The organism is Rhodococcus sp. KBW08, assembly GCF_003852455.1.
GTDB lineage: Bacteria > Actinomycetota > Actinomycetes > Mycobacteriales > Mycobacteriaceae > Rhodococcus_F > Rhodococcus_F baikonurensis.
Genome location: NZ_QAJJ01000045.1, coordinates 1 through 12,078, shown reverse-complemented (window position 1 = coordinate 12,078; position 12,078 = coordinate 1). Strand labels below are relative to the sequence as shown.

The window sequence follows — 12,078 nt, the reverse complement described above, 5'->3', positions numbered from 1 at the left end:
ACTTGGAATAAGTTACGCGTCTGCTGAAGTCTTTGACAAATCCACAGGTCAGAGACTCGGAAGTAACCATTTCCCCAGCAAGATCGGCCGCTTCACCCGGATTTCGTCAATTCGGACATGATGTGACGCCGGACACCGTGGCCGGATCGGCACGCAGCGGGACCTCACACCACTTGAACTTGGATACCTGCATCCTCGAACAATGCGACTTGCTTTGCGTCTACTGCAGCATCGGTAACCAGAACCGCCCCGGGCGGTATCGGTGCCCACGCGTGGAAAGGACGTTCACCAAGCTTGGCGGAGTGCGCGAGTATGTAGACCTCGCCGGCACGTTCGATCATCATTTCCTTGAGCCGGGTCTGATCGAGCTCGGCTTCACAAATCCCCAGGTCAGCGGTAACTGCGTCGGCACCGAGGAACGCCTTGTCAAACGACACCCGCTGCAGCGACGCTTCCGCCAGCGGCCCGACGAATCCTTGACTGAGCTGCCTCAGCGTCCCGCCGAGACATTCGACTCGAACACCATCAGCGTCGGCTAACGCCTCGAGCGCTGTCAGCCCTGCAGCGATCACCGTCAAATTCGTCACGTGACGCAAGAACTCCCCCATCGCCCCGACGGTGGTACCTGCATCAAGGAGCACGGTTTCTCCGGGCCGGACCTGCTCGGCAGCCCACTCTGCAATCCTCCGTTTGGCGTCGAATCCCTCCAGCGCCCTCTGACGCAGAGACGATTCCGGATGGGGATTGATGGCAATTGCCCCGCCATAGGTACGCGCGATCAGACCCTGAGCAGTCAACTGACTCAGGTCGCGACGGATCGTGGATGCGGTCACGCCGAATTGGGCAGACAGATCCTCGACACTGGCCAGACCGCTGGTGCGAGCGAGCCTCGCAATCTCCGACCGCCTCGCCTCCGACTCCCGGATCGCCATCGCTCCTCCCCCTACAAACCCTGATGCTTACTTGGAAACGAATGTGCTGGTTGCCAATTCGGCCGCCTGCCGCAGCGCTTCGACCATACTACCGGCCTCGGCGATGCCCTTACCTGCGATATCGAAAGCGGTTCCGTGATCGACGGAGGTACGGATCACAGGCAACCCGACGGTGATGTTGACGCCGGCCTCGATCCCGAGAACCTTGACCGGGCCGTGCCCCTGATCGTGGTACATCGCAACGATCAAGTCGTAGTCCCCACGTCCAGCGAGGAAGAATGCCGTGTCCGCCGGCAGCGGACCGTGGACGTCGATTCCTTCTGCCTTCAAGAGTTCGACGGCGGGGATGATCTTCTGCTCCTCCTCTCCATACCCGAAAAGCCCGTTCTCCCCTGCATGCGGGTTGATCCCGCACACGCCGATTTTCGGAGACGGATTACCCGTCCGCACCAAAGCTTCGTGACCTCGACGAATAGTCCGCTCGACCAGGCCGGGCTCGATCCTGGCAACTGCGTCGAGCAGTCCGATGTGAGTGGTCACGTGAATCACCTTGAGCTTGGGCGTCGACAACATCATCGACACCTCCTCGGTACCGGTCAGGTGCGCAAGCAATTCCGTGTGTCCGGGGTAGATGTGTCCTGCCGCATGCAGCGCTTCCTTGTTCAGCGGCGCCGTGCAGATCGACTGGACTTCGCCGCGCACAGCGAGTTCGCTTGCGACGCGGATATATTGATAGGCCGCATCTCCCGCGGCTGCCGACAGTTCCCCCCAGGCGAGATCCTCGGGTAGCAAGTCCAGGTCGATGACGTTGATCCGTCCATCGATGAATTCAGCATCCGCGATCTGCTCGATCGCGACCACGTCGACGTCGATTCCGAGCACCGCGGCAGCCAATCGCAAACGCTTCGCGTCGCCGACAACGACCGGGCGGCAACGCTTTCTCGTTTCGTCGTCGAGGAGTGCGGGGACGATCACTTCCGGTCCGACGCCGGCGCCGTCGCCCATCGTGACAGCGATCAGCGGCAGTGGAGTGGATTCGATTGACATGGGATTGACCTCGTTGTCTGAAGGAGTCACTGAAGGTGGACTGTCCGGAGCGGCGACCGGGGTGGGGTGCGCAAGAAACTTCGTTATGGAGAAGAGACTGTGCGCATTCCCGAAACTGCCTGGCCGCGTGACGATGTACCGTCCGGTGCGATCGACGGAAAGTACGGCGCCGTGTTCAATTTCGTAAATCGGTGACAGAGTGTCGATCCGGAGGCGGTCGAGAACGCTGCGTGCGGTTTCACCACCGGTGAGAACCAAGTCGATCGGATACTCGCCGTGGGAGAACCCTGCATCGACGGCAGCGATCAGATCGGCGAGAGCCGAAACGAGGTGGACGGATTCTGCAGGCACGACAGGTCCACTTACCGAAACGACAACGTTTCCGCGATCCAGTGCGTTCAGAATCGGAAGCGGATCGACCGAATGTGCCAGGAGTTCAGCACTGTTCACTTCGATATGGTGCGCACCTGAATCCCGAAGCAATGCCACTTGGTCTCCGGCAGACGCATCCGCCGTCCCCACAACCACCAACGTAGATCGAGAATCACGAAGAGATGGGCATGCGGCGGGCGACTGCATTGTGCGTCGTCGTGCCACTGCCGTTGCGAGCGCCGATGTTCCTACCAATCGAGATCCCCGAACATCCTGTGCTGCAGCCACAATCAGTTCCAGATCACTGTCGGTCTCGACGTCGCAGATCGCCACCGACCCGGCTTCTGAGATCGACGCAAGAACCTGATTCAAACGCCCGGAGCGAATGTCGTCCAGCGATACGCCAGAAGTGATTGCCGACGGTCCGAGCGCCTCTGCAATCGACCGAGGCGCCGGCGTCGACTCCGCGCGCCACAGGTCCGTGGAGTGCAACGCAACCCCATCGACCAACACCACGCCGTCTTGCACCGTGCGCCCTTGCCTGGGCAATCCGGCTGCGACAATGACCGGGGATCCGTCGCGGGAGAGTTCTCCAACCTCCGCCGCTATGTTGCCCCTGAGCAGAGAATCGATCTTCTTGACGATCTCGGAGCCGTCGGACGATTGCAGAACTGATCTCACGTCACGAGAGGCTTCGGCAGGGTCGGACCGCCGTGAGTGCAGATCGAAAACCGTCACTCCTGATCCGTCGGGTGCACCCGGACCGAGTCGAAGCGATATGCCCGAACTGCGGAGCAGAAATCCTGCGGCCGACTCCGCGGCTCCGGAAAGATCGTCAGCGATGATTACCAGTGGTTTCATCGAATTCCTCGACCCCCTTTCGGTCTGAATCGAGTACGCACAGCATCGCAACCGATGCGCGAAGTACGCAATTGAAGTTACGGGACTTGCGCGAAGTGCGCAACAGTGCCATTGTGAGCTGAGTTACAAGCGAGAGCCCGATGCGATTGTTCACCAACAGTCCGCTCGGAGCGTCGCCCCCACGCTGCCCCGTCAGGATCGAAAGGTCACCGATGACCAATACTCGTTTGCGAACACCACAGCTCTCCCGGCGGTCCTTTCTGCAGTTCACCGGGCTGATCGGTGGCGCAACGCTTCTGGGCACGACAGCCGCGTGCGCCGGCCCTACCGGGAAGCCGACACAGGACACACTGGTGCTCGGGCTCAACCGTTCGCTCGTCAGCCTCGACAACAAACTCAATCAATTCGACGCTGCAGTCACGGCTCAGCGAGGCGTCAGACAAGGTCTCACCCGGATCGGCGACAATCTGACACCGCAACTCGTTCTTGCCGACAGGTTCGAATCGACCGGACCGACCGAGTGGACGGTTCGACTCCGCGAGGGCATCCGTTACTCCGACGGCACACCTGTGCTGATCGACGACGTCACGACGGCAATGCAGATGTACCAGCAGGTCAGCGGATCCTTTGTCGCACCGCAGTTCCCCGAGTGGCCGACGGTCGTCCCCATCGACGATCGCACCTTCATCCTTCGGACGAATTCCCCGGTGCCGGTTCTGGACTCGCTCATGTCCAACATCTTGATCACCCCGGCCGCTGCCAACGAACCCAACGAACTGCAGAGCGGAATCGGGTCGGGACCGTTCGTCGTCAGCGAATCGAACCGAGGCACCGGCGATTACACGCTTGTCGCCAACGACAACTACTGGGGCCCGGCCCCCGGCGTTCGTCGTGTTCAGGTCCGCTTCATCCCCGAAGAGGCCGGCCGCGTCGTCGCGCTTCGGAGCGGCGAGGTCGACGTCATCGACTCGATCAGCCCGGACTCCGCAGAACAACTCGCGGACCTCCCTGGAGTCCAGGTCGACAGCGTGCCGAGCACGCGCATCAACCAACTGTTCTTCAACTTCCGCAAGCCCGCCGATCACCCACTGTCCAATCCGCGCGTTCGCGAAGCCCTCACGTACGCCATCGACGGTGAATCGCTCGCTCGGGACGTGCTGATCGGATCCGCGGTCCCGGCCACCGGTCCCGCACCGTCGACCTTGGACGGGGCCGTGAAAACCGGTATTTACCAATACGATCCACGGAAAGCACGACAAATGCTCGCGGCCGAAGGCGCCGACGACCTCGAACTCACCTTCATCTGGGAAACCGGAGAGTTCACCAACGACGTCTCGGTGATGGAATCGGTACTCGAAATGATGAAGGCCGTGGGAGTACGCGTCAAACTCCAGCAGTTCGAACCGGGCGGTGACATCTCGTCCTGGCGCCAGGGCAAGACCGGCGACTGGGATGTGCTGGGCAACGGCTACGGCAACCAGACCGGACTTGCACTGACCACGTTGCAGGGGATGTACGCCGGCACAGCGGAGAAGGAAGCAACTCGCGACACCTATCACGGGTACGTCTTCCCCGAAATCACCGCGAAGATCCAAGCCGCATCCAGTGAACCAGACCCGACCAAGCGCGCCGCTCTACTCGACGCCGCACAACAAGACATCTGGAACACCTGGCCTTGCCTGTGGAGCTTCGTACCCAACGCACTCCTTGCGAAACGCACTCGTGTACAAAATGTTTCACTGACCCCGATCAACTCCTACGACCTCGGCGCCGTCCGATTGGAGGCCTGAGGCGATGACTCTCACCGCTCCGAAACCGCAAACCGCTCTCGGAATCTCTCCGCGTCGGCGCACAAGGATCAACCCGACCGTCAAATACGTGCTCAAACGCTTGGCACAGAGCGCCTTGACGATCTTCCTCACGCTCACAACAGTGTTCGTCCTGATCCGAATGGCTCCCGGCGATCCTGCCTACGCCTTGGCCGGACCGCTGGCCAGCACGGAGGATCTAGCACAAATCCGTGCTGACATGGGCTTGGACAAGTCGGTGTTCTCTCAATACCTGATCTACCTGTGGGACCTGGTCCATCTGAATCTCGGCACCTCGTACTCGTTCCAGGCGCCGGCCATGGACGTTGTCCTCGGCCGACTCCCGTACACGATCACCCTGGCCGTCAGCTCCATCCTGCTGACCGCCGTGCTCTCGATTCCGTTGGGCGTGTGGATGGCCCGTCACGCGGACACCCGACGCGAACTCGGTGCAAACGTCGTGGCCGTCGGCGGGCAGTCCATGCCGGAGTTCTGGAGCGGTCTGATGCTGGTGACGATTTTCGCGGTCCTGATCCCGGTGCTCCCCGCAGCCGGTTTCACCACGTGGCCGTCGTTGATCCTGCCTACCGTCACTATCGCCATCCTTCAGATCGCGCTGATCTCCCGAATGGTCCGACGCGAAATGGTCTCGGCCTTCGCTTCTCCCTACATCACTGTCGCACGCTCTCGCGGAGTATCCGAACGCGAACTCACCTGGCGATATGCGATGCGTAACTCGGCAATTCCCATCGTCACCGCGCTGGGCACCAGATTCGCCGGAATGCTGAACGGCGTCGTAGTGGTCGAGGTCGTGTTCGCCTGGCCTGGTGTCGGCTCGCTGGTGGTCCGCGCACTCGAGACTCGCGACTACCCGCTCATCCAGGCCACCGTACTTGTCACTGCGGTTCTCGCAGTGCTCGTGCAACTGGCAGTGGACCTCCTCTACCCCCTCCTGGATCCACGCGTGCGACTCGGAAAGGGCGCCAACTGATGACTACCGTCTTGGAACCTCCCACAACTCCACGCGCCAGCGCGGTCACCGAGGCAGACTTCGCACGCGCCGGAGCCACGCGCCGTAAGCGAGACAGCCGAGTCAAGATCTGGGCCGGCTCGATCTGCGCGCTCCTGGTGATTCTTCCCGTTGCATTGGCGGGACTACTCCCCCTCGCAGATCCGAACCAGACCAACCTGAGCAGTCGACGGCTACCGCCTCTCACCGACGGTCATCTGTTCGGCACCGATCAGTTGGGACGAGATCTCCTCTCACGGATCCTGCACGGCGGCCAGGTGTCTCTGACGATCGGTATTCTCGCCGTAGTCGTCTCCGGGCTCATCGGTATCGTCGCCGGATCCGCCGCGGGGTACTTCGGTGGCTGGGTCGACACCGTGATCTCCCGCCTCCTCGAGGCACAGCTTTCTCTGCCTCTGCTGATGATGCTGCTTCTCGTTGTCGCGCTGTTCGGACCGTCCATTCCCGTCATCACGTTTGTCATCGCGATCGCGCAGTGGCCCGAAGTCGCGCGGTTGACTCGCTCATTGGTACTCGTCGAACGCGAAAAGCCTTACGTAGCTGCAGCTCGAGTCCTCGGACTTACCCGTATGTCCATCCTGCTTCGTCACGTCATTCCGAACATCGTCAAGCAGGCATCGCTCGTCGTCCTGCTGCTGCTCGCGCAGGCCGTACTGCTGGAAAGCTCGTTGAGCTACCTCGGCGCCGGACCACAACGTCCATTCGCTACCTGGGGACGAATCATCGCCGACGGCCAGGACTACATCACCACCTCATGGTGGATCGTGACCCTGACTGGCCTGATGATCGTGCTGCTGGTGGTCGGAGTGAACCTACTCGGCGACGGTCTACGCGATCGACCTGCAGGATCGAAACGACTGGGCGCAAGCCTGTTCGGGCGTGGCAACGCCCAGAAAGCAAAGGCGTGAGACATGGGCAATCTACTACGGGTCGACGACCTCCAGATCGAACTTGTCACGGCAAATGGCGTCATCCGAGCCGTCGACGGGGTGTCCTTCTGCATCGACGCCGGTGAAACCGTCACCATCATCGGTGAATCCGGCTCCGGAAAGTCGACGACAGCCATGGGAATCCTCGGACTGCTTCCGGACGATCTTGCCGTTCTTTCCGGGAAAGCTGTGTTCAAAGGTCAGGACATTCTCGGAAACACGAAGATGCTGAACGATATTCGTGGAAAACACATCGCTCTCATCCCCCAGGACCCGATGACGGCCCTGAGTCCCGTCCACACCATCGGCAGCCAACTTCGAGAAGCAGTGCGCCACAGCGGTGTAACTGCGAAGGACCAACAAATCGAGCGGGCAGTGGAACTGCTCGAGCAGGTGCGCATTCCGTATCCGGATCAGCAACTCGACAAATACCCGCATCAACTGTCGGGCGGAATGTTGCAGCGCGTCCTGATCGCCGGCGCGCTTGCTGCCGGCCCCGAACTGATCGTGGCCGATGAACCCACCAGTGCATTGGACGTCACCGTTCAGGCCGGGATTCTGGATCTGTTGCTCGAGTTGCAGGAGCGCACCGGGATCGGAATGCTGGTCATCACCCACGACCTCGGAGTCGCCCGACTCGTATCCGATCGAATCTACGTGATGAAGGACGGCCGTTTCGTCGAGACCGGCAGCGCCGACGTTCTCGTCGACTCACCGCAAAGCGCCTACACACAAAAGCTTCTCGACGCCATACCGCACCTGGGGCCTTGGGACGGCGACCCCGCCCGTTCAACCCAGATCGGAGCCTCGGCATGAACCCCCACGAAACGCCACTTCTCGCCGTCGAAGACCTCGTTGTCGAGTATCCGGTTCCCGACGGAGTTTTCCGGGCAGTGGATGCTGTGAGCTTCTCGGTGGAAAAAGGCAAGACCCTGGCCATCGTCGGCGAATCCGGATGCGGCAAGTCGACCATCGCTCGATCGATCGTCCGACTCCTCACACCGACCAGTGGACGCATTCTCGTCGACGGCACCGACATCGCGCAGATGACGGAGAAGTCGCTGCGCCCCTTCCGCTCCCGCGTTCAGATGGTGTTCCAAGATCCGTACGGATCACTGGACCCCCACCTGACTGCCGAGGACATCATCGGAGAACCACTGCGACTCAAGGGTGTCCGAAGCAAGGCGGAACGCTCCAAGGCAGCAGCAGAACTCGTCGGTCGCGTTGGCCTGCCCAGTTCGGCACTACACCGGCGTCCGGCGGAGTTCTCAGGAGGCCAACGTCAGCGAATCGGAATCGCTCGTGCACTGGCCAGCGGACCCGAGATCCTGGTCTGCGACGAGGCCACGAGCGCCCTGGATGTTTCGGTCCAAGCGCAGGTACTCGAGCTCCTACGTGAAATTCAAGCCGATACCGGTCTGACGTACGTTTTCATCTCACACAACTTGGGCGTCGTCCGAGAGATCAGCGAGACCGTAGTCGTGATGTCGAAGGGAACCATCGTCGAATCCGGTTCCACAGAAGCAGTTCTCGCCAGCCCCCGCGAGCCGTACACACGCGCACTACGTGGCGCGGCCCTCGACCCCACAACGATGGTGGGGATCAAACCACGCCACGTAGTGGCCACACTGTCCAAGAACTTGCTGGCCAAGCAGATCGAACCACGAGGAGTTGCCTGATGACCGCCCCACTCGAGCTTCCGAAAATGGTGCTGGGCACCATGACTTTCGGGGATACCGTCGACGCTGCGGGCGCGGGCGCGATGCTCGACGCCGCACTCGACGCCGGTATCTCTCACATCGACACGGCCAACGGCTATGCGGGCGGCGAGTCCGAGCGCATGCTCGCAAAGCTCCTTCAGGGCCGACGCGATTCCATCACTCTCGCCAGTAAGGCGGGAATGCCGCATCCAGATGCCGGTGACAACAGCCCACTCTCGGCAAAGGGGCTCCGGGCAAGCATCGAAGGAAGCCTGCGCAGACTCGACACGGACTACGTCGACCTGTTCTATCTCCATCAGCCGGACCGAACCGTCACGCTGACCGAGACTCTCACGACCGTCGCGGAACTGGTTGCCGAGGGCAAGATCCGCACACTCGGCGTATCCAACTTCGCAGCGTGGCAGATCAGCGAAATCAACTACACCGCAGACACAGTCGGTGCGCCGCGACCGATCGTCGCACAACAGCTCTACAACTTGCTCGCCCGTCGCATCGAAGAAGAATACGCCGAATTCGCGGACGTGGCCGGACTGACCACCATGGTCTACAACCCACTCGGTGGGGGCCTGCTCACTGGGCGCCACACCTTCGAGGAAAGTCCCTCCGACGGCCGATTCGGCGACTCCCGTCTTGCATCGATGTACAAGGAACGGTACTGGAACACGCAGATCTTCGACGCCATTGCACAACTGACGACGATCGCGGAGCAGTCGAGCATCTCCCTGACCGAGCTTGCGTTGCGCTGGCTGGTCAGCAAGCCCGCGACCGGATCGCTGCTCCTCGGAGGATCCAAAGTCGCCCACCTCGAATCCAATATCGCGGCCATCGGGCGAGGCCCACTCGACGCCTCGACCGTCGAAGAGTGTGATCTCGTCGGTGCCGCCCTACGAGGCCCCATGCCCAACTACAACCGCTGAAACACCCGACCTTCATCAGGAAGAGTTCTTCACTATGTCAGCACAGGAATTCGCCGCACGTATCCGAGGACGCGAACGCATTCTCGGATACTGGTCCGTCATCGACAGCCCGATCTCGACGGAGTGGATCGCGCACGTCGGCTGGGACTACATCGCCCTCGACATGCAGCACGGTTTGATCGGCTATTCGGGGATGGTCGCCGGCCTCACCGCAATCGACTCGTCGCCGTCCACCGTCGGGATGGTGCGCGTCGAGGCAAACAATCCGACGCCCATCGGCCGTGCACTCGACGCAGGCGCCGTCGGCGTCATAGTTCCACTGATCAACAACGCCGAAGAGGCTGCGGCCGCCGTGGCAGCCGCCAAGTATCCGCCGTTCGGCATCCGCTCCTACGGGCCCATGCGCTCGCAACTCCGTATCGGCCCCGTTCCCGCCGACGCGAACCGTGACACCGTTGTCTTTGCGATGATCGAGACTCCACAGGGTCTGGCGAACGTCGAAGATATCTGCGCAGTGCCCGGCTTGGACGGCGTGTACGTCGGGCCGTCCGACCTACGAATCGCCGTCGGCGGTAAGCACTCCAACGATCCGGATGTCTCCGAGGAATTCGAAGCAGCGCTTACCCGGGTGCACGAAGCTGCCGCCCTCAGCGGAGTGGCCGCGGGAATCCACACACCCTCCGGTCAGGTTGCGGCACAACGACTCGGGGAGGGCTACACGTTCGCGACCGTGGCCTCGGACCTGACACACCTGGCGAACATCTCGGCTCAGCATTTGGATGCCGCCAAGTCCTGATCCGGGCACAAAAATGGCGATGCTCCCGTACTTGGTACGGGAGCATCGCCATTCTCGAACAAAGCTATCGCTGAATCGCCTTGATCTCGAGGAACTCTTCGAGCCCGAACGTGCCCGCCTCGCGTCCTACGCCCGACTGCTTGTACCCACCGAACGGAGCATTCGTGTTGAATGCTCCGCCGTTCACCTCGACCTGCCCGGCCCGCAGTTGCCGTGCGACGCGATCCGCGCGATCGGGGTCACCTGACCAAACGCCACCGGCCAGTCCGTACTCGGTACCGTTGGCAATCCGCACTGCGTCGGCCTCGTCTTTGTAGCCCATGATCGAGAGGACCGGTCCGAAGATCTCCTCGCGCGCAATGGTCATGTCTTCGGTCACGTTCGCGAACACTGTCGGACCGACGAAATATCCACTGGCCAGACCGGTTTCGCGTCCGTCGACAACCGCGGTGGCACCTTCCGACACACCCTTCTCGATGTATCCGCGAACGCGTCCCAGCTGATTCGCGTTCACCAGAGGACCAAGCACCGAAGTCGGCTGAGTCGGATCACCTACCGGGAAATGAGCGGCTACCGCAGCAGCGATTGCCGCTGCCTCATCCACCTTCTCCGCGGGGACCAACATCCGCGTCAGCGCCGAACAGGTCTGGCCCGAATTGATGAAGCACTTTGCGACGCCATCCGTGACAGCCTTTTCGAGATCGGCGTCGTCGAGAATGACGTTCGCCGACTTGCCGCCCAGCTCGAGCGACACCTTCTTGATGGTGTCCGCGGCAACGATGGCCACTCGCTTGCCGGCCCGAGTCGAACCGGTGAAGGAGACCATGTCGACTTCGGGATGGCCGGCGATGGCTTCACCCACTACCGGGCCGTAGCCGCTCACCAGGTTGAATACACCTGGAGGCAAACCAATTTCGTCGAAGATGTCAGCGAGAGCGTACGTGATGAGTGGCGCAACCTCGGTGGGCTTGAGCACCACAGTGCATCCCGCGGCAAGTGCTCCACCAACCTTCAAGACAACCTGGTGGAGCGGGAAGTTCCAAGGAGTGATGGCGCCGACAACACCCGCAGGTTCGCGAACAATCAGCGAATTCCCGACCTCGTGAGCGTCGAAATCATAAGTGCGAGCCAATTCGGCAAATGCATTCAAATTCGCGAGCGGCATTCCGATTTGTACGGGCTTCGCGAATCCGATCGGCATTCCCATATCCTGCGAAACGAGCGCCGCAAGATCATCGGTGCGTTCGGCAATTATCGCCGCAGCCTTGGAAAGATATTCGGCGCGCTCGCCGCCGGATAGTGCAGACCACGTGGGGAACGCCTTTCGCGCTGCCTTCGCGGCCGCGTCGACATCTTCGACAGTGCCTTCGGCGACAGTTCCTATCAGCTCTTCGGTAGCCGGATTGAGAACGTCGATCCGACCGCTGCCAGTGGATTCGATCCAGGCGCCATCAACATAGATTTTGGTGCGGTCGAGAATATCGGTCATCGAAGCCTCCGTAGTCATCACGCGTGCACAGGTGAGGTGGGCCCGATCACACGGGTCACCTCGTCCGAGCCTAGCCACGCTCGACGGGTTCCGTGGCAGGTTGGTGGCGCGATTGAGGTTCGACTGACGAGACTTGCGGTGGGCGCAGGCTTTTCAGGATCGTGTGAACGGTACGT

At 61.3% G+C, this 12,078-nt stretch carries 10 protein-coding genes; 7 read left to right on the top strand and 3 right to left on the bottom strand.

Annotated features, from left to right (window positions below; genetic code table 11):
- Positions 1-164: 164 nt before the first annotated feature.
- Positions 165-932 carry a DeoR/GlpR family DNA-binding transcription regulator gene (locus tag DBV08_RS31815; RefSeq protein ID WP_124570089.1) on the bottom strand — a complete coding sequence of 256 codons (768 nt, stop codon included), beginning with the start codon at positions 930-932 and terminating at the stop codon, positions 165-167.
- A 27-nt stretch (positions 933-959) separates the two neighbouring features.
- Complete coding sequence (gene pdxA, locus DBV08_RS31810; protein WP_124570087.1) at positions 960-3,212, bottom strand: 4-hydroxythreonine-4-phosphate dehydrogenase PdxA; 2,253 nt, start codon at positions 3,210-3,212, stop codon at positions 960-962.
- A 212-nt stretch (positions 3,213-3,424) separates the two neighbouring features.
- Between pdxA and DBV08_RS31800 the strand changes: the two genes are divergently transcribed.
- The 7 genes from DBV08_RS31800 to DBV08_RS31770 are packed head-to-tail and all read left to right on the top strand — an operon-like array spanning position 3,425 to position 10,413.
- A complete protein-coding gene (locus tag DBV08_RS31800; protein WP_124570085.1) occupies positions 3,425-5,002 on the top strand; it encodes an ABC transporter substrate-binding protein in 1,578 nt (525 codons plus the stop codon).
- Positions 5,003-5,006: 4 nt separating this feature from the next.
- Complete coding sequence (locus tag DBV08_RS31795; RefSeq protein ID WP_007732496.1) at positions 5,007-6,011, top strand: ABC transporter permease; 1,005 nt, start codon at positions 5,007-5,009, stop codon at positions 6,009-6,011.
- Positions 6,011-6,958: an ABC transporter permease gene (locus DBV08_RS31790; protein WP_095973714.1), complete on the top strand. Its 948-nt coding sequence runs from the start codon at positions 6,011-6,013 to the stop codon at positions 6,956-6,958. Before DBV08_RS31795 ends, DBV08_RS31790 begins: the two co-directional genes overlap by 1 nt.
- A gap of 3 nt (positions 6,959-6,961) precedes the next feature.
- Complete coding sequence (locus DBV08_RS31785; protein WP_124570083.1) at positions 6,962-7,795, top strand: ABC transporter ATP-binding protein; 834 nt, start codon at positions 6,962-6,964, stop codon at positions 7,793-7,795.
- Positions 7,792-8,658: an ATP-binding cassette domain-containing protein gene (locus DBV08_RS31780; RefSeq protein WP_124570081.1), complete on the top strand. Its 867-nt coding sequence runs from the start codon at positions 7,792-7,794 to the stop codon at positions 8,656-8,658. The genes DBV08_RS31785 and DBV08_RS31780 overlap by 4 nt, the downstream gene beginning before the upstream one ends.
- A complete protein-coding gene (locus DBV08_RS31775; RefSeq protein ID WP_124570079.1) occupies positions 8,658-9,617 on the top strand; it encodes an aldo/keto reductase in 960 nt (319 codons plus the stop codon). Before DBV08_RS31780 ends, DBV08_RS31775 begins: the two co-directional genes overlap by 1 nt.
- Positions 9,618-9,651: 34 nt before the next feature.
- On the top strand, positions 9,652-10,413 hold the full coding sequence (locus DBV08_RS31770) for an HpcH/HpaI aldolase/citrate lyase family protein (protein ID WP_124570077.1): 762 nt from the start codon (positions 9,652-9,654) through the stop codon (positions 10,411-10,413).
- Positions 10,414-10,477: 64 nt separating this feature from the next.
- On the opposite strand, the gene DBV08_RS31765 is transcribed toward DBV08_RS31770, so the two are convergent.
- The gene (locus tag DBV08_RS31765) at positions 10,478-11,902 is read right to left on the bottom strand and encodes an aldehyde dehydrogenase family protein (RefSeq protein WP_124570075.1); all 1,425 of its coding nucleotides are present in this window, start codon (positions 11,900-11,902) and stop codon (positions 10,478-10,480) included.
- Between the last annotated feature and the right edge of the window lie 176 nt (positions 11,903-12,078).